We start from the raw sequence: 24,358 nt of genomic DNA on the forward strand, positions 1-24,358 counted from the left end.
TCAATGCGCCAGGACTGAAAGCGCGTTCAATGGCAGCTGGATGTGCACCATGCTGCTGGGCACCAGCGGCTCGTCGCCGCCGCTGCGGGCGTCGGCGGGCAGCTCGGCTTCGATCTCGATGCCCAGCGGCTCGCAGGCCAGCCGGGCGGAGGTGCGGTTGCCGAAGAACTCGGTGTCGAGCAGGCGCGCAACGAAGCTGTTGGCGCCGAGCTCGGTGCCGAAGCGCTTCACCACCACGTGCTCGGGGCGGATGCCCACCGTGGCCTGCGAGCCGATGCTGAGGTTGCCGGGCGCGCACAGCAGCTCGCTGTCGCGCACGCGCACCTTGCCGTCGGCCAGCACGGTGGCGGGCAGCATGTTCATGCGGCCCACGAAGCCGGCCACGAAGCGGGTGCGCGGCTGGCGATAGAGCTCGTCGGGCGTGCCGGCCTGCTCGATGCGGCCGTCGTGCATGAGCACCACGCGGTCGGCCATCGAGAGGGCTTCTTCCTGGTCGTGCGTGACCATGATGGTGACGATGCCCAGGCGCTTCTGCAGCGCGCGGATTTCGCTGCGCAGCGTGGCGCGCACCTGCGCGTCGAGCGCGGAGAGCGGCTCGTCCAGCAGCAGCAGGCGCGGGTTGGGCGCCAGCGCGCGCGCCAGGGCGATGCGCTGCTGCTGGCCGCCCGAGAGCTGCACCGGGTACTTGTCGGCATGTGCGGCCAGCCCGACCAGGTCGAGCATCTCGCGCGAGCGCTTGGCCATCTCGCGGGCCAGCGCGCCCGTGGGATGCAGGCCGTAGGCGATGTTCTGCGCGGCCGTCAGGTTGGGAAACAGCGCGTACGACTGGAACACCACGCCGAAACCGCGCGCCGCGGGCGGCAGGCCCGCGATGTCCTGGCCGCCGAGCAGTATCTGGCCGCTGTCGGCACGCTCGATGCCGCAGACGATGCGCAGCAGCGTGGTCTTGCCGCAGCCCGAAGGGCCGAGCAGGCACACGAACTCGCCGGGCTCGATGTCGAGATCGATGCCGTCGAGCACGCGTGTGGCGCCAAAGGACTTGCCGATGCCGCGAAGGGAAAGAAAGCTGCTGCTCGTCATGACCGGGTACTGCTTGGCTTCAACGACAGGATCAAAGCGGCTTCTTTTCCGACTTCGATTCGTAGCGCTTCGACCATTCCGTCAGGATGCGCTCGCGGTTGGCGGCAGCCCAGCTGAAGTCGTTCTTGGCCAGCAGCTTCTCGACGTCGCCCGGCACGAATTCGAGCTTCTCCTGGATGCCCGGCAGCGCGAGCACGGCGAAGTTCTTGGCGTACAGCTCGTTGGCCTGCTTCGTCACGGCCCAGTCGGCCAGCGCCTTGGCGGCTTCCTGCTTCTTGCTGGTCTTCATGATGCCGGTGGCTTCCATGTCCCAGCCCAGGCCTTCCTTGGGCAGCACGATGTCGATGGGAGCGCCGTCGCGCTTGGTCTTGTTGGCGCGGTATTCGAAGGACATGCCCAGCGCGAACTCGCCGGCGCCGGCCTGGCGGCAGGGCTTGCTGCCCGACTGGCTGTAGATGCCGATGTTCTGGTGCAGCGCGTCCATGTACTTCCACGCCTTCTCCTCACCCATCATCTGGATCCAGCCCGACACCATCAGGTAGCCCGTGCCCGAGGCGGCCGGGTTGGGCATGGTGATCTGGCCCTTGTAGACGGGGTTGGTCAGGTCGGCCCAGCTGGTGGGCTTGGGCAGGTTCTTCTTCTGGGCTTCGGCGGTGTTGAAGCAGATGGCCGAGGACCACACGTCCATGCCGACCCACTTGGGCGGGTTGGCCGGGTCACGCATGTTGGCCTTGATGGCGTCCAGGCCCTTCGGCGCGTAGGGCTGGAGCATGCCTTCCTTGTCGAGCAGCATCAGCGAGGTGGCGGCCAGGCCCCACACCACGTCGGCCTGCGGGTTGGCCTTTTCGGCCAGCAGCTTGGCGGTGACGATGCCGGTGGAGTCGCGCACGAACTTCAGCTCGATGCTCGGGTTCTCCTTCTCGAAGGCGGCCTTGTAGGCCTGCACCTGGTCGGCTTCGAGCGCGGTGTAGACCAGCAGCTCGGTGCGGCCCTGGGCCGATGCGGCGAAGGCCAGCGAGAGCAGGGCGGCGGGCACGGCGGCCCAGCGGATGGAACGATGCAGCATGGGGGGTTCCTTGGGAGAGAGAAAGGATCGAGGAAGTGGATGGAAGAAGGGACGCCGCGCGGAACCGCGAAGGGGGCAAGCGAAAGTACGCAGATTCCACTGGGCGACGAATGGGGGCGATGCTGGCAGCGGCATGTGACAGAGATTTGTCAGATGCCTCAAAAAAACCCAAACACCCAAAATCGCGCTGAAAATCGGCAGCCCGGAACCGCCGTTCGACGCTTTCGTCATCGACCTGTCACCGCATCGCGACAGACTCGCGGACTTATTGCCCTTTGCTTTCTCGTCGCGCGCCGCGCCCCACTTCCATGACACTCGACCTCGCCGAGATCGCCCGCCTGTTCGCCGAACGCGGCGCAATCGCGTACGCGGGCGAGCCCGTGTCGCAGCTGGAACATGCGCTGCAATGCGCCTGGCTCGCCGAGCAGGCCGGCGCGAGCGATTCGCTGGTCACGGCCGCGCTGCTGCATGACCTGGGCCACCTGCTGATCGCCGAGCACCAGACGCTTTCGCACTCTCCTACCCAGCTGGGCATCGACGACCGGCACCAGTACATCGCCCTGCCCTTGCTGCGCGGCGCCTTCGACGCCGAAGTGCGCGAGCCGATCCGGCTGCATGTGGACGCCAAGCGCTACCTGTGTGCCACGCAGCCCGACTATTTCTCCAGGCTTTCTCCCGATTCCGTGCGCAGCCTCGCCCTGCAGGGCGGCGTGATGGACGCCGAAGCCGCCGAGCGCTTCGCCACCCACCAGTGGGCCGGCGACGCGGTGCGGCTGCGGCAATGGGACGAGGAAGCGAAGGTCAAGGGCCTGCAGACACCGCCGCTCGCCCACTTCCTGGCGACAGCCGCGCGAGTGCTGTTGCGCTGACGGGCCCTTTTCGAGGGCCGGAGCCGGTTTCAGGCCGGTTTAAGAAACATTTGTCTACGATGGTCTCCTCACTATGACCGGCGCGCGAGCGCCTGCGAGGAAACCCGAATGTCTCTAACAGTCACAGCTCGCGCTGGCTCGTTCATCCAGGTTCTGCGCCGCGTCTTCAGGCTCGCGGCGCCTTATTTCAAGTCGGAGGAGAAGTGGCGAGCCCGCGCGATGCTGATTGCGATCGTCGCCCTCAATCTCTTCTATGTGTATGTGGCGGTGCTCGGCAACCAGTGGTACGGGCGCTTCTACGACGCGCTGCAGAACAAGGACGTGGTGGCCTTCTGGCGCGAGGTGCGGGTGTTCGGCTGGATCGCCTTCTTCAACATCGCGGTGCAGGTGCTCAAGTTCTACATCACTCAGCTGCTGCAGTTGCGCTGGCGTACGTGGATGACGCGCAGCTACATGTCGCGCTGGATGGCGGACCGCACCTTCTACCACCTGGAACTCGCGCGCTACACGAACAAGAACGGCGCCGCGCCCGACAACCCCGACCAGCGCATCCAGGAAGACATGCAGCTCTTCACCAGCGCCACGATGACGCTGTCGATGGGCCTGCTGAACGCGGTCGTCACGCTGATGAGCTTCATCGGGCTGCTCTGGACGCTGTCGGGCAACTTCTCGTTCACCGCGGGCGGCACGACCTACCAGATCGTCGGCGCGATGGTCTGGCTGGCGCTCGGGTATTCCATCGTGGGCACCGTCGTCACGCATTTCATCGGCCGTCCGCTGATCGGGCTGAACTTCAGGCAGCAGCGTTTCGAAGCCGATTTCCGGCACCACCTCGTGCGGGTGCGCGAGTACAGCGAGGCCATCGCGCTGGACCATGGCGAGAAGGTCGAGCGCGGCCAGCTCGACCTGCGCTTCGGCGACGTGCTGCGCAACTACCTGCTGCTGATCAAGCAGCAGAAGAACCTCGTCACCTTCACCTCGTTCTTCGGGCAGGCGGCGGTGATCTTTCCGTTCATCGTCGCGGCGCAGCAGTACTTCGGCGGTGCATTCCAGCTCGGGCACCTGATGCAGATCGGCTCCGCATTCGGCAAGGTACAGGAGTCGCTCAGCTGGTTCGTCGACAACTACAACGGCGTGGCCGAGTGGCGCGCCACCACCGAGCGCCTGACCAGCTTCGACGACGGCATGGTTGCCCACGCCGCCCGCAGCGACGCCCTGGAGCGCGCGCCGTCGGAGAACCTGCACACCGACGACCTCGCCGTCGCCCTCCCCAACGGCACCCCGCTGCTCGCAGGCGCCGCGCTCTCAGTGAAGCCCGGCGACAGCGTCCTGATCCAGGGCCCCTCGGGCAGCGGCAAGTCGACCCTCTTCCGCTCCTTCGCCGGCATCTGGCCCTTCTCCAAGGGCATGCTGCAGGTGCCGGAGAACGTCGCGTTCATGCCGCAGCGCCCCTACGTGCCCGACGGCAAGCTGCGCGACGCGCTGACCTATCCCAACCCGGCCGCGAACTTCAGCGACGACCAGCTGCGCCAGGCGCTGGACGACGCCCTGCTGCCTGACCTGGTGAACCGCCTCGACGACAGCGACGCCTGGAGCCAGAAGCTCTCGGGCGGCGAACAGCAGCGGCTGGCCATCGCCCGGGTGCTGCTGAAGAAACCCGCGTGGCTCTTCGCCGACGAGGTCACGAGCGCGCTCGACGCGCATGCCGAGAGCGTGCTCTACAAGCGCCTCGCGGACACGGTGAAGGCGGCGGGCGGCGCGATGGTGTCGATCGCGCACCGCGCGGCGGTGGGCGATTTCCACAACCAGCGCTGGACGCTGGTGCCGCAGGAAGAAGGAAAGGAAGGCGGCGCGCGCTACCGCCTGAACACCTCGGCAGTTCAGCCCGCCGCGGCGTAGCGCTCCCAGCCCTTCCTGCGCAGATCGCAGGCGGGGCATTCGCCGCAGCCGTAGCCCCAGTCCTGGCGGTGCTCGCGGTCTCCGAGGTAGCAGGTGTGCGTCTCCTCGACGATCAGGTCGACCAGCGGCCTGCCGCCCAGGCGGTGCGCCAGCTGCCAGGTCTCGGCCTTGTCGATCCACATGAGCGGCGTCTCGATGACGAGGCGGCGCTCCAGCCCGAGCGACAGCGCGAGCTGCATCGCCTTCATGGTGTCGTCGCGGCAGTCGGGGTAGCCCGAGAAGTCGGTTTCGCAGACGCCGGTGACGATCACCTGCAGCCCGCGCCTGTAGGCCAGCGCGCCCGCGAGCGTGAGAAACAGCAGGTTGCGTCCCGGCACGAAGGTGTTGGGCAGGCCGTCGGCCTGCATGGCGAAGGCGACCTCTTCCGTGAGAGAGGAGCCGCCCAGCTGCGCCAGCGCGGCGAGCGTGAGCACGTGGTCTTCACCCAGGCGAGGCGCCCAGTCGGGAAAGCGCTCGCGCATCTTCGCGAGGATGGTGCCGCGCACGTCGAGCTCGACGCGGTGGCGCTGCCCATAGTCGAAGCCCAGGGTTTCGACGCGCTGGTACTTCGAGAGCGCATCGGCGAGGCAGGTAGTCGAGTCCTGGCCGCCGGAGAACAGAACGAGGGCGGTGGTGTGCAGGGGCATATCCGTGGGCGGCGGTGCATGCCGCAGCAATCCAAAGGGGCGATTTTCGCAGGCTCCTGCGGACGCCCACTCTTGGCGCTCGAATCTAGAGGAAGCGCTCCAGCAGCTTGCGCGACGCCCGGTCCAGCGTTTTCACGTCAGGAATGCGGAACTGCACGCCGTGCGCGCTTGCGATCAGCAGCGCGCCACCTTCGAGCCGGCGGATGTCCTCCTCGGCCTTGAGCACGAAGCTGGTTTCACCCCGGTCGGAGCTGATGGTCCAGGTGCTGGGCACGCCGAAGCTGGATACGCCGTGCAGCTTCAGCAGCGTGGGCGCGAAGTCGCGCACCGCCAAATCTTCTTCGAGCAGCGTGCGGGTCTGCGCCGGAAGCTGCTCCACGCTGTCGATCCAGACCAGCTCCCGCCCCTCGCTGCCGACCAGCGAGATGCCGTGGCCGGGCGCGCTCAGCGGAAAGGCCCGCACCGGCACGATGCCCACGTGGCGCTCGCCCTGGGCGTCGATCAATACGAGGCGGCCGAAGGGGTCGCGTTCCAGTTGGAAGGGGTTGCTGCTTGTCATGCGTCACCTGCCGGATGGGCCGCGTGGGTGATGGCGACCGGCGCCTGCGCGCTGGCGCGCTCGTCGGCGGCCCCTTCGCTCACATCGTCGTCGGCCTGGCGCAGCTGCGCCTGGTAGAGCCGCCAGTAGGCGCCCTGCTTCGCCATCAGGGCGTCGTGCGGGCCGACTTCGACGACCTCGCCGCGGTCCATGACCACGAGCCGGTCGGCCTTGCGCAGCGTCGACAGGCGGTGCGCGATGGCGATGGTGGTGCGGCCCTGCACGAGGTTGTCGAGCGCTTTCTGGATTTCCTTCTCGGTCTCGGTGTCCACGGCCGAGGTCGCCTCGTCGAGGATCAGGATGCGCGGGTCGATGAGCAGCGCGCGCGCGATGCTGATGCGCTGGCGCTCGCCGCCCGACAGGCCCTGCCCGCGCTCGCCCACCAGCGAGTCGTAGCCATGCGGCAGGCGCAGGATGAAGTCGTGCGCATGCGCGGCGCGCGCGGCGGCCACGATTTCCTCGCGCGTGGCGTCGGGCTTGCCGTAGGCGATGTTCTGCGCGATGGTGCCGAAGAACAGGAACGGCTCCTGCAGCACCAGCCCCACGTGGCGGCGGTAGTCGGCCACGGCGAAGCGGCGGATGTCGGTGCCGTCGACCTTGATGGCGCCGTCGGTCACGTCGTAGAAACGGCAGATCAGGTTGACCAGCGTGCTCTTGCCCGAGCCGCTGTGGCCCACGAGGCCGATCATCTCGCCGGGCTCGATGGTCAGGTCGAGGTCGTGGATGACGGCGCGCGAGCCGTAGCGGAAGCCCAGCCCGTTCATGTCGATGCGCCCCTGCACCCGCTCCACCTTCACCGGGTTGGCCGGTTCGGGCACGTTGCTCACGTGGTCGAGGATGTCGAAGATGCGCTTGGCGCCCGCCGCGGCCTTCTGCGTGACCGAGACGATGCGGCTCATGGAGTCGAGCCGGGTGTAGAAGCGGCCGATGTAGGCGATGAACGCCGTGAGCACACCCACCGTGATGCTGCCGCGCGAGACCTGCCAGATGCCGAAGGCCCAGACCACGAGCAGGCCGATTTCGGTGAGCAGCGACACGGTCGGCGTGAACAGCGACCAGGTGCGATTGAGCTTGTCGTTGACCTGCAGGTTGTAGGCGTTTGCCACGCGGAAGCGCTCGGCCTCGCGGCGCTCCTGCGCGAAGGCCTTCACCACGCGGATGCCGGGGATGGTGTCGGCCAGCACATTGGTCACTTCGGACCAGACGCGGTCGATCTTCTCGAAGCCGGTGCGCAGGCGGTCGCGCACGACGTGGATCATCCAGGCGATGAAGGGCAGCGGCACCAGCGTGACCACGGCCAGCAGCGGGTTGATGGAGATAAGGATGACCGCGGTCATCACGATCATCAGCACGTCGTTGGCGAAATCGAGCGCGTGCAGCGACAGGAAGACGTTGATGCGGTCGGTTTCGGAGCCGATGCGCGCCATCAGGTCGCCGGTGCGCTTGCCGCCGAAGTAGTCCAGCGGCAGGGTCAGCAGGTGCTCGTAGGTGGTGGTGCGCAGGTCGGCGCCGATGCGCTCGGACACCAGCGCCAGCAGGTAGGTGCGCGCCCAGCCCAGCCCCCAGCCGACCAGCGCCGCGATCAGCAGGCCGCCCAGGTACAGGCCCACGCGCATGGTGTCGATCTTCTGCCCGTTCTGGAACGGGATCAGGATGTCGTCCATCAGCGGGATGGTCAGGTACGGCGGAACCAGCGTGGCGGCGGTGGAAATCAGGGTCAGCAGAAACCCTGCGATCAGCTGCTTGCGGTAGGGCTTGGCGAAGCGGCCGAGGCGCAGCAGCACCCAGGTGGAGGGCGGGGTCTGGAGTTCGGTGTCGGCCGAATCCTCGCCGTCGGCGGTCTCGACGGCTTCGGGTGTCTCCCTGGCGACACCGCCCGCCATGCGCTGGCCGAACAGCTTCATCAGCCGCAGCGCCGCGACCTGTCCGGCCAGGGTATAGCGCCAGCGGCCCAGCCGGCCCGAGGCGCCCACGAGGTCGAGGGTGCCGATGCCGGCGTGGTCGGAAACGCGCAGCTCCAAGGCCTCGTCGGTTAGCGGCCACTCACGCCACTGCCCTTCGGACCGGGCGTTCGGGTCGACGGCAATCAGCCTCCGGTCAGTCAAGGCGACTAATGCGGAGGCGAAGCGAAGTTGGTCGTCGAGGTCAACCGTCAGTGTTACCAGAACGTTTTCCGCGACTGCGAGGCGGTTTTTCAGTGCTTGTGCTGATGCCGCTTCTGTTTCGCCCTCCCGGGTGCCGACTGGATCGTGATGTTGCATTGTGTTTCTTTGACTCTTGCCCGTCGCGGGCCTCTTGGACCGCGTCATGGCGCCCCAGGTCGGGCGCCGATTCTGACCGATAGCCATGGGCGCGCTTGAAGGCGCCGTGGTGCTCGGCCAAAGCACATCGAACGTTTGCATGACCCGTTTCGACGACATCCGACTGCTGCGCATCAATTATTTGCGCGGCCCCAACCTCTGGACCTACCGTCCCGTGCTCGAGGTCTGGCTCGACCTGGGCCAGCTCGAGGACTTCCCCTCCAACAAGATCGACGGCTTCACCGACCGCCTGACCACCCTGCTGCCGGCGCTCATCGAGCACCACTGCGGCGTCGGCGAGCGCGGCGGCTTCATCCAGCGCCTGACCGAAGGCACCTGGTCGGGCCACGTGCTGGAGCACGTCGTCATCGAACTGCTGAACCTGGCGGGCATGCCGACCGGCTTCGGGCAGACCCGCAGCACCTCGGAGCACGGCGTCTACCGCATGGTGTTCCGCGCGCGTGACGAGCAGGTCGCCCGGGTGGCGCTGGCCGAGGGCCACCGCCTGCTGATGGCGGCGATCAACAACGACCCGTTCACCGCCGCCGACGTGCAGAAGGCCGTCGACGCGGTCAAGGCCAAGGTGGAAGACTGCTACCTCGGCCCCAGCACCGCCGCCATCGTGGCCGCCGCCACCGACCGCGGCATTCCCCACATGCGGCTGAACAGCGGCAACCTCGTGCAGCTGGGCTACGGCGCCAACCAGCAGCGCATCTGGACTGCCGAGACCGACTACACCAGCGCCATCGGCGAATCGATCGCCAGCGACAAGGAGCTGACCAAGTCCCTGCTCGCGAGCTGCGGCGTGCCCGTGCCCGAAGGCCAGGTGGTCGCCAATGCCGAAGAGGCCTGGGAAGCCGCCGAGGACATCGGCCTGCCCGTGGTCGTGAAGCCGTCGGACGCCAACCACGGCCGCGGCGTCTCGCTCGAACTGACGACCCGCGAGGAAGTCCTGGCCGCCTTCGCGGTCGCCGAGCCCGAGGGCAGCGACGTGATGGTCGAGCGCTTCATCCGCGGCCACGAGCACCGCCTGCTGGTGGTGGGCGGCGAGGTGGTGGCGGCCGCGCGCGGCGAGATCATCACCGTGACCGGCGACGGCCAGGCCAGCGTGCGCGAGCTCATCGACAAGCAGCTCAACAGCGACCCGCGCCGTGGTGCGGAAGAAGAATTCCCGCTCGACGTGATCGTGATCGACACCGACGCCAAGCTCCAGCTCGAACTCAAGCGCCAGGACCTCGACGCCGATGCCGTACCGGCCGCCGGCCGCGTGGTCACGATCCAGCGCAACGGCAACATGGCCAACGACTGCACCGACCTGGTGCATCCAGAGGTGGCGCATGCCGCCGTGCTGGCCGCCCGCGTGGTGGGCCTGGACATCGCCGGCATCGACCTCGTGGCGCAGGATATTTCCCGGCCGCTCGGCCCGCAGGGCGGCGCGATCGTCGAAGTCAACGCCGGTCCCGGCCTGCTGATGCACCTGAAGCCGGCCGTCGGCTCGCCGCGCCCGGTGGGCCGCGCGATCTGCGACCACCTGTTCCCCAACGACGCGCCCGGGCGCATTCCCGTGGTCGGCGTGGCCGGCTCGCGCGACACCGCCGTGCTGGCGCGCCTGGTGGCCTGGCTCATCAACCTGGGTGGGCGCCACACCGGCCTGGCCTGCCGCGACGGGCTGTTCCTCGAACGCCGCCGCGTCGACGCGCGCGACAGCGCCAACTGGGAAGCCGGCCACCGCCTGCTGGTGAACCGCGCCGTGCAGGCCGTGGTGATCGAGAACGGCGCCGAGACCATCCTGCGCGACGGCCTACCGTACGACCGCTGCGAAGTCGGCATCGTCACCGACCTCGAAGGCTGCGAAGCGCTGGCCGACTACGACATCACCGAGAGCGACCAGATGGTCAAGGTGCTGCGCACCCAGGTCGACGTGGTGCTGCCCGAGGGCACGGCGGTGCTGAACGCCGCCGACCCGCGTGTGACCGGCCTCGCGCCGCTGTGCGACGGCGCAGTCATCCTCTATTCGGCCGACGCGCAGGCGGCCGATCTCACCGCGCACCAGGCCGCTGGCGGCAAGGCGGTGCTGGTCCGCCAGGACCGCGTGGTGCTGGCCAACGGCAGCAGTGAATCCTTCCTGCCGGGCCTCGGCCGCCTGACCGTGTGGCGCGCCACCCATGCCGGCGTGAGCCTCGAAAGCCTGCTGGCCGCCGTGGCCGCGGCCTGGGCCATGGGCATTCCGCTGAACCTGATCGGTGCGGGCGTCGAAGCCTTCGAGGCCGACCTGCAAGCCGCGCTTGCCTCGCTGCAGCTCTCGCAGACCCAGCCTCTACAACCCCAATTCGCCTGAGGCTTCGCCTCGCCAGATAGACAGCAGCTCTCGCAGCCCCATGAAAGTCACCCGCATCCGAGCCCTTCGCGGGCCCAATCTCTGGAGCCGCCATACCGCCATCGAGGCGGTCGTGGCCTGCCAGGGCGACGAGAACGCCATCGGCAAACTGAGCGGTTTCGAAGACCGCCTGCGCGCACGCTTCCCCACCATCGGCGAGCTGCACCCGATGGTGCTGGGCCAGCCGCTGGCGCTGGCCCACGTGCTGGAGAACGCCGCCGTGGCGCTGCAGGCCCAGGCCGGCTGCGCCGTCAACTTCGGCCACACCTCGCCCACCGTGGAAGAAGGCGTCTACCAGGTCGTGTTCCAGTACAGCGAGGAGGCCGTGGGCCGCCGCGCCGCCGAACTGGCCGAGGAACTGATCGTCGCTGCCCAGAACGACACGCCCTTCGACGCCGACGCCGCCATTGCCGAGCTGCGCGACCTCGACGAATCCGAGCGCCTGGGCCCGAGCACCGGCTCCATCGTCGATGCCGCCGTGGCACGCGGCATTCCGTTTCGCCGCCTCACGCGCGGCAGCCTGGTGCAGTTCGGCTGGGGTTCCAAGCAGCGCCGCATCCAGGCCGCCGAGGTCGACAGCACCAGCGGCGTGGCCGAATCGATCGCACAGGACAAGGAACTGACCAAGCAGCTGCTCAACGCCGCCGGCGTGCCGGTGCCGCTGGGCCGCCCCGTGACCAGCGCGGAAGACGGCTGGGCCGCCGCCAACGAAATCGGCCTGCCGGTCGTGGTGAAGCCGCAGGACGGCAACCAGGGCAAGGGCGTCACGGTCAACATCAACTCGCGCGAAGAGCTGTTCGCGGCCTACGACTCGGCTGCCGTCTACGGCGAGGTGATGGTCGAGAAATTCCTGCCCGGCTTCGACTTCCGCCTGCTGGTGGTGGGCGACCGCCTGGTGGCCGCCGCGCGCCGCGATCCGCCGCAAGTCATCGGCGACGGCAGCTCCACCGTGCGCCAGCTGGTCGACACCGTGAACCTAGACCCGCGCCGCGGCGAGGGCCACGCCACCTCGCTCACCAAGATCCGCCTGGACGACATCGCCATCGGCCGGCTCGAATCGCAGGGCCTCACGCCCGACAGCGTGCCCGCGCGAGGCCAGCGCGTGGTGCTGCGCAACAACGCCAATCTGTCCACCGGCGGCACCGCCACCGACGTGACCGACACCGTCCACCCCGAAGTGGCGGCGCGCGCCGTCGACGCGGCGCAGATGGTCGGCCTGCACATCTGCGGCGTCGACATGGTCTGCGAAAACGTGCTGCGCCCGCTCGAGGAGCAGCACGGCGGCGTGGTCGAAGTGAACGCCGCGCCCGGCCTGCGGATGCACATCTCGCCTTCGTTCGGCCGTGGCCGCGCGGTCGGAGAGGCGGTGATGGACACCCTGTTCGCCCACGGCGACGACGGCCGCATTCCCGTGGTGGCCGTCACCGGCACCAACGGCAAGACCACCACCGCGCGCCTGATCAACCACCTGCTCGCATCGAGCGGCCTGCGCACCGGAATGACCAACACCGACGGCGTGTACGTCGATGGCCGCCAGACCGACAGCGGCGACTGCAGCGGCCCCAAGAGCGCGCGCAACGTGCTGATGCACCCCGACGTGGATGCGGCCGTGTTCGAGGTGGCGCGCGGCGGCATCCTGCGCGAGGGCCTCGGCTTCGACCGCTGCCAGGTGGCGGTGGTCACCAACATCGGCAGCGGCGACCACCTGGGCCTGAACTACATCACCACCGTGGAAGACCTGGCGGTGCTCAAGCGCGTGATCGTGCGCAACGTGGCGCCCGATGGCCACGCGGTGCTCAACGCTGCCGACCCGAACGTCGCCGCCATGGCTGCAGGCTGCCCCGGCAACGTGATCTTCTTCACCGCCGACCGCATGCACCCGGTGATGGCCACGCACCGCGCCCAGGGCAAGCGCACCGTGTACGTCGACCAGGACACGCTGGTGGCGGCCGAAGGCTCCTGGCGCGAACGCATCGCGCTGCGCGACGTGCCCATCACGCGCGGCGGCAGCATCGGCTTCCAGGTCGACAACGTGATGGCCGCAGTGGCCGCGGCCTGGGCCGTGGGCCTCGACTGGGACACCATCCGCAGCGGCCTCGCGAGCTTCATGAACGACGCGGCCGGCGTGCCCGGGCGCTTCAACGTCATGGACTATCGCGGCGCGACCGTGATCGCCGACTACGGCCACAACACCGACGCCATGCGCGCCCTGGTGTCGGCGGTGGACACCATGCCGGCGAACAAGCGCTCGGTGGTGATCAGCGGCGCGGGCGACCGGCGCGACTCCGACATCCGCGACCAGACGGCCATCCTCGGCGAGGCCTTCGACGACGTGATCCTCTACCAGGACGCGGCCCAGCGCGGCCGCGCCGACGGCGAGGTCATGGCGCTGCTGCGCCAGGGCCTGCAGGGCGCGGCGCGCACGCGCTACGTCGACGAGATCCGCGGCGAGTTCGTGGCCATCGACGCCGCGCTGGCGCGCCTGCAGCCGGGCGATCTCTCGCTGATCCTGGTCGACCAGGTCGAGGAAGCGCTCGCCCACCTGGCCCAGCGGATCGCGGCGGGATAAAACCCGCGCCCAGGCTGCGCGCACTTTGTGTCGCTTCGCCCCTCTGCCGGGGGGCGGTTTCTGCGGCCCGGCAACGCTGGCTCCGCGGCACCCCATTTGAAAGCCCGCCCGCTGCCGGACATGTCCCACAAGCAAGGGCGAGTCCGGCCCGGTTGGCGGCGTGCGGCTGTCCCACAGACCGCCAGCCCCCACAGCCAGCACACTGGGGCTCTGGTTACGCACCTCCCGCAGGGGCGTGCCTTCACAGGAACCCGCATGAGAAAAACCCTTCGATCCATTCTTTCCGCCACAGCCGTTCTTGCTGCCGGCGGCTTCATCGTCTTCGGTGCGCAAACGGCCGGCGCGCAGGCGCCCGGCGGCGACACCCGGCTGCAGAAGGAGCGCGCCGCCTGCGACGGCGTCCAGCAGGACCGGGCCGCCTGCCTGCGCGAAGCCGGTGCCGCTCGCCAGGAGGCAGGACGCGGCGGCCTCACCAGCCCCAGCCCCGCACGGGAGCAGGTCAACTCGCTGGCCCGCTGCAGCGAGTTGCCCGCCGCAGAGCAGCCGGCCTGCGAGGCCCGCATCAAGGGCGGCCCGCGAACCACCACCGAAGGCAGCGTGATGGGCGGCGGCGTGATCCGTGAAACGGTGACCCCCCTGCCCCCGCAAACCGTGCCCGCACGCTGAACGAATCTGAACCCGGCGCACGCCGGGTTGTCCAACCCTTCCCTGGTTTTTCAGCTCACCTCAAGGAGTTATCCATGAAAAGCAACACTCGTTCGATGCTCTTCACAATGCTCGCCACCGGCGCACTGACAGTCACCACGGCTGCCTTCGCGGCACCGCCGGCTCGCGGAGAAGCCCCCGGAACCTATCAGCAGGAACTGGCCGTCTGCGGACACAACCAGCAGGACCGCGCAGCCTGCATCCGAGAAGCCGGAGCGGCACGCCAGGCGGCTGCACGCGGCGGCCTCACCAGCGCCCCCGACTACCGCGCCAACGCACTCGCACGCTGCGGACTGCAGCAGCCGGCCGACCGCCCCGCGTGCGAGGCCCGTGTCCTGGGCAGCATGGGCAACACCAAGGCCAGTGTGGACGGTAGCGTGATGGGTGGCGGGCTGATCCGCGAATCTGTCACCACCACCATGGTGCCGGTTGCGCCTGCGCCCATGGAACACCACCCGATGCCCATGCCGCGGCCCATGCCGATGCCGGCTCCCATGCGCTGACCTGACAGCTTTTCCTCCTGCGGGCATTGCCGTTTTCACGGAGACGGCAATGCCCTCACTGTCATATTTCTGTCATAAAACGCTGCGGTGTGCTAGCTATAGTTCCCGGTCCCTGCCCACCGAGGAATCCTTTCTCATGAATGCCATCAAGGTCGCTCGCCGATTCATCGAAACGGACCCGGCCAACGAATCGGCCAAGATCCTGGCCCAGCTCGTGTTGGCCCTCGAGTCCGAACGCAGCTTCGAACTCATTACCCTCTACGAACTCGACTACAAGAGCTTCCAGCTCGCCATGGACATCCTGAAAGAGTGGCGCCTCGACCGCTACTACGCCAGCAAGTCCAAGCTGTTCGATCTGTCGCTGCAGGTCAGCGAACTCGAAAAGAACGACGCCCCCGAAGCCAAGGCCTGAGCGGCCTTCGCTTCCTCCTCTCTCTCTTCCCTCCCCTACCTCCCCCAGCGCAGCACCATCGGATCGAGCCGCTTCGCGGTCTCGATCAGGCCTGCACGCGTGTCGGGGTGCATCGCCGGCAACGGGTGCCGCGGTGCCTCGCAGGCGATCACTCCACCTTCCTTCATCAGCGACTTGCAGGCCAGCAAGCCCGCCTGGCGGTTTTCGTAGTTGATGAGCGGCAGCCACTGCTGGTACAGCGCGAAGGCCTTGTCGCGGTCGCCCGAGCGGTGCGCCTCGATGATCGGGCGGATGCCGTCCGGATAGCCGCCTCCCGTCATCGAGCCTGTAGCGCCCGCGTCGAGGTCGGGCATCAGCGTGATGGCTTCCTCGCCGTCCCATGGCCCCTCGATGGCGTCGCCGCCCAGGCGGATCAGCTCCCGCAGCTTCGATGCGGCGCCCGCCGTCTCGATCTTGAAGTACGCCACCTGCTCGATCTCCTTCGCCATGCGCGCAAGGAACGGCGCCGACAGCACCGTGCCGCTGGCCGGCGCGTCCTGGATCATGATCGGAATGCCCACCGCGTCCGACAGCCGCGCATAGAACTCATAGATCTGCGGCTCCGGTACGCGAAAGGTCGCGCCGTGGTACGGCGGCATCACCATCAGCATCGCCGCACCCATGTCCTGCGCACGGCGGCTGCGTTCGGCGCACACCTTGGTGCTGTAGTGCGTGGTGGTCACGATCACCGGCACGCGGCCCTTCACGTGTTCGAGGATGGTGCGGGTGAGCACCTCGCGCTCCTCGTCGGACAGGACGAACTGCTCGGAGAAGTTCGCGAGGATGCAAAGCCCGTCGGAGCCCGCGTCGATCATGAAGTCGACGCAGCGCTTCTGGCTTTCGATGTCGAGCGAGCCCTGCTCGGTGAAGGTGGTGGGCACCACCGGGAAGATGCCGCGGTATCTGGGAGTCATGGTGTTTCGGAGCAAGTCAGTGTGAATGGCGGGGAACGGCCGCGCCGCGGCAGCCGACCAGGAAGTCGAAGTCGCAGCCCTCGTCGGCCTGCAGCACGTGATTGACGTAGAGCTTCTGGTAGCCGCCGCCGCGCGTGCTCATCGGCTGCGCGTCCGAAGCCGAGAGCGAAGCCAGCCGCGCGGCCAGCTCCTCGTCGCTGATGTCCAGGTGCAGGCGCCCCGCGTCGCAGTCGAGCTCGATCCAGTCGCCGTCGCGCACGGCCGCCAGCGGCCCGCCGTCGGCCGCCTCGGGCGCGACGTGCAGCACCACCGTGCCGTAGGCCGTGCCGCTCATGCGGGCGTCCGAGATGCGCACCATGTCCTTGATGCCCTGGCGCAGCAGCTTAGGCGGCAGGCCCATGTTGCCGACCTCGGCCATGCCCGGGTAGCCCTTGGGCCCGCAGTTCTTCAGCACCAGCACGCAGCTCGCATCGACGTCCAGGTTCTCGTCGACGATGCGCTCCTTGTAGTGCTCCAGGTTCTCGAACACCACCGCCCTGCCCCGATGCTTCAGCAGCTCCGGTGAAGCCGCCGAGGGTTTGAGCACCGCGCCACGCGGCGACAGGTTGCCTCGCAGGATGCGGATGCCGCCATCGGCGATCAGCGGCTTGTCGATCGGGCGGATCACCTCGTCGTCGAGGCTGGGCGCATCGCGCACGTTGTCCCAGATCGACTGGCCATTCACCGTCAGCGCATCGGGATGCGGCAGCAGCCCGTTCTCGCCCAGCCGGCGCAGCACGGCCGGCAGTCCGCCCGCGTAATAGAACTCCTCCATCAGGAAGCGCCCCGAAGGCATCAGGTCGACAATGGTCGGCGTGTGGCTGCCGATGCGCGTCCAGTCTTCCAGCTCCAGCTCGACGCCGATGCGCCCGGCGATCGCTTTCAGGTGGATCACCGCGTTGGTCGAGCCGCCGATGGCCGCGTTCACGCGGATCGCGTTCTCGAAAGCCTCGCGCGTGAGGATCTTCGACAGCGTGAGCCCCTCCTTCGCCATCTCCACCGCACGCATGCCCGACATCTGCGCCAGCACATAGCGCCGCGCATCCACCGCCGGAATGGCCGCGTTGTGCGGCAGCGAGGCACCCAGCGCCTCGGCCATGCAGGCCATGGTCGAGGCCGTGCCCATGGTGTTGCAGGTGCCGGCCGAGCGCGACATGCCGCCCTCGGCCGAGAGGAACTGGTGCAGGTTGATCTCGCCCGCCTTCAGCGACTCGTGCAGCTGCCAAACGGCCGTGCCGGAGCCGATGTTCTTGCCATCGAGCTTGCCGTTGAGCATCGGCCCGCCCGTGACCACGATGGCCGGTATGTCGCAGCTCGCCGCGCCCATCAACAGCGCGGGCGTGGTCTTGTCGCAGCCAGTGAGCAGCACCACCGCGTCGACCGGATTGCCGCGGATGGCCTCTTCCACGTCCATGCTCGCGAGGTTGCGCGTGAGCATCGCGGTCGGCCGCAGGTTCGATTCGCCGTTGGAGAACACCGGGAACTCCACCGGAAAGCCGCCCGCCTCCGAGATGCCTCGCTTCACGTGCTCGGCGATCTTGCGGAAGTGCGCGTTGCACGGCGTGAGCTCCGACCAGGTGTTGCAGATGCCGATGATCGGCCGGCCGTCGAACTCGTGGTCAGGAATGCCCTGGTTCTTCATCCAGCTTCGGTACATGAAGCCGTTCTTGTCGGCCGAGCCGAACCATTCGGTCGAGCGCAGTTTCTTCGGAGGGGTGTCCGGCATGCGAGTTGTCCTGAGGGGAGAAAGAGAGAAAAAGAAAGTCAGCGCCGTGGCGTGCGCGAGGTGAAGAAGCGCTGCAGCAGGCAGAACACGAACAGCAGCGCACCGACGACGATGCGCGTCCACCACGAGCTCAGCGTGCCGTCGAATGAAATGAGCGTCTGGATGATCCCGAGCATCAGCACGCCGAAGAGCGTGCCCGCCACGTAGCCCACGCCACCGGTGAGCAGCGTGCCGCCAATCACCACCGCGGCGATCGCGTCGAGCTCCAGCCCCACGGCGTGCAGGCCGTAGCCCGAGAGCATGTAGAAGGTGAAGATCACGCCCGCCAGCGCCGAGCAGAAGCCCGAGAGCGTGTACACGCCGATCAGCGTGCGGCGCACCGGCAGCCCCATGAGCACCGCCGACTGCTCGCTGCCGCCGATGGCATACACCGCGCGTCCGAACGAGGTGCAGTGCGCGATGAAGATCGCCGCCAGCAGCACCACCATCGCGATCACCGCGCTGACCGACACCGAAGCCTCGCCCCACACCGGAATGCGGATCTGCGAGACCTGCGAGTAGAACTCGTTGGTGATGCTGATCGAGTCGATGCTGATGAGATAGCACAGCCCCCGCGCCAGGAACATGCCCGCCAGCGTGACGATGAAGGGCTGCAGCCTGAAGCGCTCGATGAGCACGCCCATGAAAGCGCCGAAGGCCGTGCCCATCGCGAGCACCAGAGGAATCACGATGCCGGGGCTCCAGCCGTGCTTCTCGACAAGCGAGGCCGACACCATGGTGGTGAGCGCGATCACCGAGCCCACCGACAGGTCGATGCCGCCCGAGAGGATCACGAAGGTCATGCCCACCGCCACGACGATGAGGAAGGCGTTGTCGATCAGCAGGTTGAGGAACACCTGCGCCGAGAAGAAGCCGTCGTAGAACACCGAGCCCAGCGTCGCCACCAGCACGAACAGCGAAATCGTCGCCGCCAGCGGCAGGTATTTCGGATTGAGCCTCTTGCTCCCTCCCCCTCGCGCGGGAGAGGGCTGGGATGAGGGTGCAGTCTCGATCACCGCGCTCATGCCCGCCCTCCTTCATGCACCGGCCGCTGCACCAGCGTGCGCACCTGCGACCTGAATTCCGGCGACTGCAGCAGCATCACCACGAACACCACGCCGGCCTTCACGACCAGGTTGATCTCCGGCGGCACGCCCAGCGAATAGATCGCGTAGGTCAACGTCTGGATGATCAGCGCGCCGATCACGCTGCCCACGAGGCTGAAGCGTCCTCCTGTCAGCGCGGTGCCGCCCAGCGTCACGGCAAGGATGGCATCGAGCTCGATGAGCTGCCCCGCGTTGTTGCCATCCGCGCTCTTCACGTTGGAGCTGATCAGCAGCCCCGCCACGCCCGCGCAGGCCCCGCAGAACGCATACGCCCCAACGACCAGCCGCCGCGCCTGCACGCCCGCCACGCGCGCCGCCGTCGGGTTGATGCCTACCGCCTGAATGAAGAGCCCCAGTGCCGTGCGCGTGATCGCCAGGTACAGCAGCATGAACACCGCCGCCACGATGAACAGCGAGAAAGGCAGCCCCAGCAGGTAGCCGCTGCCGAGGAAGAAGAAGGGCTTGTAGTAGATGGTGATGATCTGCCCGTCGGCGATCAGCTGCGCGATGCCGCGCCCCGCCACCATCAGGATCAGCGTCGCGATGATGGGCTGCATGCCCACCTTGGCCACCAGCAGGCCGTTCCACAGCCCGCACACCAGCGCGATGCCGATGGCCGCGAGGATCGCGAGCGGCATCGGGAACCGGCTCGTGTCGCTGGACACCGAGCCGCCGATCATCCAGGCCGCCAGCGCCGCCGCGATGGCCACGACCGCGCCCACCGAGATGTCGATGCCGCGGGTGGCGATGACCAGCGTCATGCCGAGCGACACCAGCACCAGCGGCGCCGCGCGGTTCAGGATGTCGATCAGGCTGCCGTAGAGATGGCCGTCGCGCCATTCGAGGTGGAGGAAGCTGGCGTTGAAGGCTGTGTTCACTGCGAGCAGGAGCAGCAGCGTGACGATGGGCCAGGCGAGGCGGTGGCTCATGAGGGATGAAAGGCGTTTCATGTGTTCTGCCTTGCTCCTTCCCCCGCTGGGGGAAGGCCGGGATGGGGGCATGCGGCCTCGAACGCCGCGCGATGGCGGAGGCCGGCAGCCCCCACCCCTGCCCACCCCCAGAGGGGGAGGGAGAAAGACGATGCATCCCGCGCGTTCATGCCGCCGCAATCATTTCGTACACCTCGTCCTCGGTCGAGCCGCCCGGCAGCTCACCCACCTTCTTCCTGTCGCGCAGCACCACGATGCGATGCGCCACGCGCACCACCTCGCTCATCTCCGAGGAAATGAAGATCACCGCCATGCCCGCCTTCGCAAGCCGCAGGATCTCTTCCATGATCTCCTGCTTGGCCGCCACGTCGATGCCGCGCGTGGGCTCGTCGAGGATCAGCAGGCGCGGCTCGGTCGCGAGCCAGCGCGCGATCATGGCCTTCTGCTGGTTGCCACCCGACAGCAGCCCGATGGGCGTCTCCACGCTCGCGGTCTTGATGCCCAGCGAGGCGACGAAGCGCTCGGCCATCGCCGTCTGCTCCGCGTGCGAGAGAAAGCGCTTCGTGCCCAGCCGCGCCTGCAGGGCCAGCGCGATGTTCTCGCGCACCGACAGCTCGGCGACGATGCCATCGGTCTTGCGCTCCTCGGGGCACAGCGCAAGGCCTTCGCGGATCGCGTCGGCCGGATTCGAGAAGCTGACGCTGCGGCCATCGACCTTGAGCACGCCGCGATCCGGCGTCTCCAACCCGAACAGCAGTCGCGCGAGTTCCGTTCGGCCCGCACCCAGCAGGCCCGCGATGCCGACGACCTCGCCCGCGCGCACGCGCAGGTCGGTCGCCTGCAGCTGGCCCGCCTGCCCCAGCCCCTCGATCTGCAGCAGCGCAGGCGCGGCCTCGTCGAACGCGGGCAGCGCGGCCGGCCGGGCCGATTGCGCCGCGAGCTCTCGCCCGAGCATCGCGGCGATCAGCGCCTGCGGCCCGAGGTCGGCCGCCTTCCACTCGCCGATCCACGCACCATTGCGCAGCACGGTGATGCGGTCCGACACCGCGTACATCTGGTTGAGGAAGTGCGTCACGAAGACGATCGCCAACCCTTCGGCGCGCAGCCGCCGCAGTACCTCGAACAGCTTCTCGACCTCGTCGTCGTCGAGGCTGGAGGTGGGCTCGTCGAGGATCAGCACCTTCGACGACACGCCCAGCGCCCGCGCGATGGCCACCATCTGCTGCACCGCCACCGAGTAGCCCGACAGCAGCCGCGTCACATCGATGTCGAGCCCGATGCGCGCCAACAACTCCCCGGCGCGGCGGTTCACCGCGGCCCAGTCGATGCGGCAGCCCTGCGCCGCGCCCTTGCGCGGGTAGCGCCCGGCGAACACGTTCTCCGCCACTGAGAGGTTCGGGCACAGATTCACTTCCTGGTAGACGGTGCTGATGCCCAGCTTCTGCGCCTCCAGCGGCGAATGCGGGCGGATCGGTTTGCCATCGAGCAGCATCTCGCCGCCACTCGAAGGCAGCACGCCCGTCAGCACCTTGATCAGCGTCGACTTGCCCGCGCCGTTCTGCCCCATGAGCGCGTGGATCTCGCCCGGATACAGGTCGAGCCGCACGTCACGCAGCACCGGGATGCCTCCGAACTGCTTGTGGATGCCCCTGAGCTGGAGTACGGGGCTGGGACTGGGGCTGGGGCGTGCGTCTGCCATGTGCCGTGCGTCACTTGTTCTTGTTGTAGACGTCGATGAACACCGCCGCCAGCAGCACCAGTCCCTTGATGACCTGCTGGTAGTCGATGCCGATGCCGAGGATCGACATGCCGTTGTTCATCACGCCCATGATGAAGGCGCCGATCACCGCGCCCATCACCTTGCCCACGCCACCCGAAGCGGAAGCGCCGCCGATGAAGCAGGCCGCGATCACGTCGAGCTCGAAGCCCAGGCCGGCCTTGGGCGTGGCCGTGTTCAGCCGCGCCGCGAACACGAGGCCGGCCAGCGCCGCGAGCGCGCCCATGTTCACGAAGGTGAGGAAAGCGAGCCGCTGCGTCTTCACGCCCGAGAGGCGCGCCGCCTTCTCGTTGCCGCCCAGCGCGTAGATGCGCCGGCCGACGGTGGTGCGGTTGGTGACGAAGTCGTACACCACGATCAGCACCGCCATCACGATCAGCACGTTGGGCAGGCCCTTGTAGGTCGACAGCAGGTAGCTGAAGAACAGGATGATGGCCGCGAAGAACAGGTTCTTCACCAGGAAGAAGGCGTAGGGCTCCTGGTCCATGCCGTGCGCCGCCAGCTTGGCGCGCCCGCGCATCTTGAAGAACACCAGCGCCGCCGCGGCCAGCGCACCCACGACCAGCGAGGTGGTGCGGAAGGTGTCGCCGCCCAGCGGATCAGGGATGAAGCCCGAACTCAGCCGCTGGAACTCCACCGGAAACGGACCCACCGACTGTCCCGCCAGGAGCGCCAGCGTGAGCCCCTTGAACACCAGCATGCCCGCGAGCGTGACGATGAACGACGGGATCTTGCGGAAGGCCACGAACCAGCCCTGCGCCGCGCCGATGACGGCGCCCGCGAAGATGCTCACCAGCGCCGTCGGCACGAAGTGCCAGCCGTACTCCACCATCAGCACCGCCGCCAGCGCGCCGATGAAGCCGCACACCGAGCCCACCGACAGGTCGATGTGCCCCGCCACGATCACCAGCAGCATGCCCAGGGCCATGATGACCACGTAGCTGTTCTGCAGCAGCAGGTTGGTGAGGTTCAGCGGCCGCAGCAGCGTGCCGTCGGTCAGCACCTGGAACAGCACCATGATCGCGACCAGCGAAATCAGCATGCCGTATTCGCGCAGGTTGTTCTTCAGGAAGCCGGTGTGCAGCTTCGCCGACGCCGCCTCGGCCACGGGCACGGCGGTCTTCACCGTATTGACTTCAGGCTGGGACATGGACGGAACTCCCTGAACTCACGATGGCATGCATGATGCGCTCCTGCGAGGCCTCTGCGGCCGGAAACTCGGCGACGAAGCGCCCCTCGTTCATCACGTAGATGCGGTCGCACATGCCGAGCAACTCCGGCAGTTCGGAAGAAATCATGAGAATGCCCTTGCCCTCGCTGGCAAGCCTGTCGATGATGGTGTAGATCTCGTACTTGGCGCCCACGTCGATGCCGCGCGTGGGCTCGTCGAGGATCAGCAGCTCTGGCTTGGTGAAGAGCCACTTGCTCAACACCACCTTCTGCTGGTTGCCGCCTGAAAGGTTGACCACCAGCTGCTCGATGCCCGAGCAGCGGATGTTGAGTGCCTTGCGGTACTCGTTGGCCACCTTGAACTCCCGCCCGTTGTCGATCACCGACCTGTCGGCGATCGCATCGAGGTTCGCGAGGCTGATGTTCTTGCGGATGTCCTCCTCCAGCACCAGCCCGAGTCCCTTGCGGTCTTCGGTGACGTAGGCGATGCCGTGGTCGATGGCCTTGCGCACCGTGCTCACATCCACCGGCTTGCCGTGCATGAACACCGAACCGCTGATGCGCTGCCCGTAGGACTTGCCGAACACGCTCATGGCCAGCTCGGTGCGGCCCGCGCCCATGAGGCCCGCGATGCCGACGATCTCGCCCTGGCGCACGTTGAGGCTCACACCCTTGATCTGCTCGCGGTCGACATGCAGCGCGTGGTGCACGCGCCAGTCACGCACTTCGAACACGGTCTCCCCGATCTTCGGATCGCGCTGCGGATAGCGGTGCGCCATGTCGCGCCCCACCATGCCGCGGATGATGCGGTCCTCGCTGATGGGCTGGCCGCGGCAGTCCATGGTCTCCACCGTTGCGCCGTCGCGCAGCACGGTGATCGAGTCGGCCACCTTGGCGATTTCGTTGAGCTTGTGCGAGATCAGGATCGACGCGATACCCTGGCGCTTGAGCTCCAGCAGCAGCATCAGCAGCGCATCGCTGTCGTTCTCGTTCAAGCTGGCGGTGGGCTCGTCGAGGATCAGCAGCTTCACCTCCTTGGCCAGCGCCTTGGCGATTTCCACCAGCTGCTGCTTGCCCACGCCCAGGTCGGTCACCAGCGTGGTGGGCGGCTCCTTCAGGCCAACCTTGGCGAGCAGCTCGCGCGTTCTCGCATAGGCGGCGAACCAGTCGATCACGCCGGCGCCGCTGGCGATCTCGTTGCCGAGGAAGATGTTCTCGGCGATGGACAGCAGCGGCACCAGCGCCAGCTCCTGGTGGATGATGATGATGCCGAGCTTCTCGCTGTCGGCGATGCCCCTGAAGCGGCGCTCCTCGCCCTCGAAGCGGATCTCGCCGGTGTACGAGTCGCACGGGTAGACGCCGCTGAGCACCTTCATGAGCGTCGACTTGCCCGCGCCGTTCTCGCCGACCACCGCGTGGATCTCCCCCGCGCGCACGCTGAGGTTGACGTTGCTCAGCGCCTTCACGCCGGGAAACGTCTTCGTGATGCCACGCATCTCCAGGATGGCGCCATTCCCGGCACCATGGCTGTTGCTGCCGCTGCTGCCGTCCATGC

At 67.8% G+C, this 24,358-nt stretch carries 19 protein-coding genes; 7 read left to right on the plus strand and 12 right to left on the minus strand.

The window, feature by feature from the left end; genetic code table 11:
- Together QMO14_RS01890 and QMO14_RS01895 are read right to left on the minus strand one after the other, a co-directional pair.
- Positions 1-1,080: an ABC transporter ATP-binding protein gene (locus QMO14_RS01890; protein WP_301503916.1), complete on the minus strand. Its 1,080-nt coding sequence runs from the start codon at positions 1,078-1,080 to the stop codon at positions 1-3.
- Between the two features lie 31 nt (positions 1,081-1,111).
- Positions 1,112-2,146: a putative 2-aminoethylphosphonate ABC transporter substrate-binding protein gene (locus tag QMO14_RS01895; RefSeq protein ID WP_301503917.1), complete on the minus strand. Its 1,035-nt coding sequence runs from the start codon at positions 2,144-2,146 to the stop codon at positions 1,112-1,114.
- Between the two features lie 308 nt (positions 2,147-2,454).
- Here QMO14_RS01895 and QMO14_RS01900 point away from each other — a divergent pair, with 308 nt between their 5' ends.
- Together QMO14_RS01900 and QMO14_RS01905 are read left to right on the plus strand one after the other, a co-directional pair.
- Positions 2,455-3,015: a phosphonate degradation HD-domain oxygenase gene (locus QMO14_RS01900; RefSeq protein WP_301503918.1), complete on the plus strand. Its 561-nt coding sequence runs from the start codon at positions 2,455-2,457 to the stop codon at positions 3,013-3,015.
- A 108-nt stretch (positions 3,016-3,123) separates the two neighbouring features.
- Positions 3,124-4,914 (plus strand): ABC transporter ATP-binding protein/permease, encoded by a 1,791-nt coding sequence (locus QMO14_RS01905; RefSeq protein ID WP_301503919.1) that lies wholly within the window; start codon positions 3,124-3,126, stop codon positions 4,912-4,914.
- Here the strand turns inward: QMO14_RS01905 and queC are convergent.
- From queC to QMO14_RS01920, 3 genes are all read right to left on the minus strand, one after another.
- Positions 4,896-5,600, minus strand: coding sequence for a 7-cyano-7-deazaguanine synthase QueC (gene queC / locus QMO14_RS01910; protein WP_301503920.1), 705 nt, complete (start codon positions 5,598-5,600; stop codon positions 4,896-4,898). The genes QMO14_RS01905 and queC overlap by 19 nt on opposite strands.
- 85 nt (positions 5,601-5,685) lie before the next feature.
- Positions 5,686-6,159 (minus strand): DUF1854 domain-containing protein, encoded by a 474-nt coding sequence (locus tag QMO14_RS01915; protein ID WP_301503921.1) that lies wholly within the window; start codon positions 6,157-6,159, stop codon positions 5,686-5,688.
- Positions 6,156-8,459 (minus strand): ABC transporter ATP-binding protein, encoded by a 2,304-nt coding sequence (locus QMO14_RS01920; RefSeq protein WP_301503922.1) that lies wholly within the window; start codon positions 8,457-8,459, stop codon positions 6,156-6,158. The genes QMO14_RS01915 and QMO14_RS01920 overlap by 4 nt, the downstream gene beginning before the upstream one ends.
- Positions 8,460-8,598: 139 nt before the next feature.
- Here QMO14_RS01920 and cphA (QMO14_RS01925) point away from each other — a divergent pair, with 139 nt between their 5' ends.
- From cphA (QMO14_RS01925) to QMO14_RS01945, 5 genes are all read left to right on the plus strand, one after another.
- Entirely contained in the window at positions 8,599-10,836 is a 2,238-nt protein-coding gene (gene cphA / locus QMO14_RS01925) for a cyanophycin synthetase (RefSeq protein ID WP_301503923.1), read from the plus strand.
- A 40-nt stretch (positions 10,837-10,876) separates the two neighbouring features.
- Positions 10,877-13,444: a cyanophycin synthetase gene (gene cphA / locus QMO14_RS01930; RefSeq protein ID WP_301503924.1), complete on the plus strand. Its 2,568-nt coding sequence runs from the start codon at positions 10,877-10,879 to the stop codon at positions 13,442-13,444.
- Between the two features lie 255 nt (positions 13,445-13,699).
- Entirely contained in the window at positions 13,700-14,110 is a 411-nt protein-coding gene (locus QMO14_RS01935; protein WP_301503925.1) for a hypothetical protein, read from the plus strand.
- 74 nt (positions 14,111-14,184) lie between these two features.
- Positions 14,185-14,652, plus strand: a complete 468-nt coding sequence (locus tag QMO14_RS01940; RefSeq protein WP_301503926.1) for a hypothetical protein — start codon at positions 14,185-14,187, stop codon at positions 14,650-14,652.
- Positions 14,653-14,788: 136 nt separating this feature from the next.
- Entirely contained in the window at positions 14,789-15,064 is a 276-nt protein-coding gene (locus tag QMO14_RS01945; RefSeq protein WP_301503927.1) for a hypothetical protein, read from the plus strand.
- Between the two features lie 35 nt (positions 15,065-15,099).
- On the opposite strand, the gene QMO14_RS01950 is transcribed toward QMO14_RS01945, so the two are convergent.
- From QMO14_RS01950 to mmsA, 7 genes are all read right to left on the minus strand, one after another.
- On the minus strand, positions 15,100-16,017 hold the full coding sequence (locus tag QMO14_RS01950; RefSeq protein WP_301503928.1) for a dihydrodipicolinate synthase family protein: 918 nt from the start codon (positions 16,015-16,017) through the stop codon (positions 15,100-15,102).
- Positions 16,018-16,033: 16 nt separating this feature from the next.
- Positions 16,034-17,782 (minus strand): IlvD/Edd family dehydratase, encoded by a 1,749-nt coding sequence (locus QMO14_RS01955; protein WP_301503929.1) that lies wholly within the window; start codon positions 17,780-17,782, stop codon positions 16,034-16,036.
- Between the two features lie 38 nt (positions 17,783-17,820).
- Positions 17,821-18,846, minus strand: coding sequence for a galactofuranose ABC transporter, permease protein YjfF (yjfF, locus tag QMO14_RS01960; protein WP_301503930.1), 1,026 nt, complete (start codon positions 18,844-18,846; stop codon positions 17,821-17,823).
- Entirely contained in the window at positions 18,843-19,877 is a 1,035-nt protein-coding gene (locus QMO14_RS01965) for an ABC transporter permease (RefSeq protein WP_301503931.1), read from the minus strand. Before QMO14_RS01965 ends, yjfF begins: the two co-directional genes overlap by 4 nt.
- A gap of 145 nt (positions 19,878-20,022) precedes the next feature.
- Positions 20,023-21,555, minus strand: a complete 1,533-nt coding sequence (locus tag QMO14_RS01970) for a sugar ABC transporter ATP-binding protein (RefSeq protein WP_301503932.1) — start codon at positions 21,553-21,555, stop codon at positions 20,023-20,025.
- A 10-nt stretch (positions 21,556-21,565) separates the two neighbouring features.
- A complete protein-coding gene (gene mmsB, locus QMO14_RS01975; protein WP_301503933.1) occupies positions 21,566-22,783 on the minus strand; it encodes a multiple monosaccharide ABC transporter permease in 1,218 nt (405 codons plus the stop codon).
- The gene (mmsA, locus tag QMO14_RS01980) at positions 22,770-24,356 is read right to left on the minus strand and encodes a multiple monosaccharide ABC transporter ATP-binding protein (protein WP_301504381.1); all 1,587 of its coding nucleotides are present in this window, start codon (positions 24,354-24,356) and stop codon (positions 22,770-22,772) included. Before mmsA ends, mmsB begins: the two co-directional genes overlap by 14 nt.
- Positions 24,357-24,358 lie beyond the last annotated feature (2 nt).

This window comes from Variovorax sp. CAN15, from assembly GCF_030462475.1.
In the GTDB taxonomy this organism is placed as follows: domain Bacteria; phylum Pseudomonadota; class Gammaproteobacteria; order Burkholderiales; family Burkholderiaceae_C; genus Variovorax.

What these genes read in the sequence shown, in the direction of transcription:
- QMO14_RS01890 (WP_301503916.1), bottom strand. Translation starts at nt 1,080, where the DNA reads ATGACGAGCAGCAGCTTTCTTTCCCTTCGCGGCATCGGCAAGTCCTTT.
- QMO14_RS01895 (WP_301503917.1), bottom strand. Translation starts at nt 2,146, where the DNA reads ATGCTGCATCGTTCCATCCGCTGGGCCGCCGTGCCCGCCGCCCTGCTC.
- QMO14_RS01900 (WP_301503918.1), top strand. Translation starts at nt 2,455, where the DNA reads ATGACACTCGACCTCGCCGAGATCGCCCGCCTGTTCGCCGAACGCGGC.
- QMO14_RS01905 (WP_301503919.1), top strand. Translation starts at nt 3,124, where the DNA reads ATGTCTCTAACAGTCACAGCTCGCGCTGGCTCGTTCATCCAGGTTCTG.
- queC (WP_301503920.1), bottom strand. Translation starts at nt 5,600, where the DNA reads ATGCCCCTGCACACCACCGCCCTCGTTCTGTTCTCCGGCGGCCAGGAC.
- QMO14_RS01915 (WP_301503921.1), bottom strand. Translation starts at nt 6,159, where the DNA reads ATGACAAGCAGCAACCCCTTCCAACTGGAACGCGACCCCTTCGGCCGC.
- QMO14_RS01920 (WP_301503922.1), bottom strand. Translation starts at nt 8,459, where the DNA reads ATGCAACATCACGATCCAGTCGGCACCCGGGAGGGCGAAACAGAAGCG.
- cphA (WP_301503923.1), top strand. Translation starts at nt 8,599, where the DNA reads ATGACCCGTTTCGACGACATCCGACTGCTGCGCATCAATTATTTGCGC.
- cphA (WP_301503924.1), top strand. Translation starts at nt 10,877, where the DNA reads ATGAAAGTCACCCGCATCCGAGCCCTTCGCGGGCCCAATCTCTGGAGC.
- QMO14_RS01935 (WP_301503925.1), top strand. Translation starts at nt 13,700, where the DNA reads ATGAGAAAAACCCTTCGATCCATTCTTTCCGCCACAGCCGTTCTTGCT.
- QMO14_RS01940 (WP_301503926.1), top strand. Translation starts at nt 14,185, where the DNA reads ATGAAAAGCAACACTCGTTCGATGCTCTTCACAATGCTCGCCACCGGC.
- QMO14_RS01945 (WP_301503927.1), top strand. Translation starts at nt 14,789, where the DNA reads ATGAATGCCATCAAGGTCGCTCGCCGATTCATCGAAACGGACCCGGCC.
- QMO14_RS01950 (WP_301503928.1), bottom strand. Translation starts at nt 16,017, where the DNA reads ATGACTCCCAGATACCGCGGCATCTTCCCGGTGGTGCCCACCACCTTC.
- QMO14_RS01955 (WP_301503929.1), bottom strand. Translation starts at nt 17,782, where the DNA reads ATGCCGGACACCCCTCCGAAGAAACTGCGCTCGACCGAATGGTTCGGC.
- yjfF (WP_301503930.1), bottom strand. Translation starts at nt 18,846, where the DNA reads ATGAGCGCGGTGATCGAGACTGCACCCTCATCCCAGCCCTCTCCCGCG.
- QMO14_RS01965 (WP_301503931.1), bottom strand. Translation starts at nt 19,877, where the DNA reads ATGAAACGCCTTTCATCCCTCATGAGCCACCGCCTCGCCTGGCCCATC.
- QMO14_RS01970 (WP_301503932.1), bottom strand. Translation starts at nt 21,555, where the DNA reads ATGGCAGACGCACGCCCCAGCCCCAGTCCCAGCCCCGTACTCCAGCTC.
- mmsB (WP_301503933.1), bottom strand. Translation starts at nt 22,783, where the DNA reads ATGTCCCAGCCTGAAGTCAATACGGTGAAGACCGCCGTGCCCGTGGCC.
- mmsA (WP_301504381.1), bottom strand. Translation starts at nt 24,356, where the DNA reads ATGGACGGCAGCAGCGGCAGCAACAGCCATGGTGCCGGGAATGGCGCC.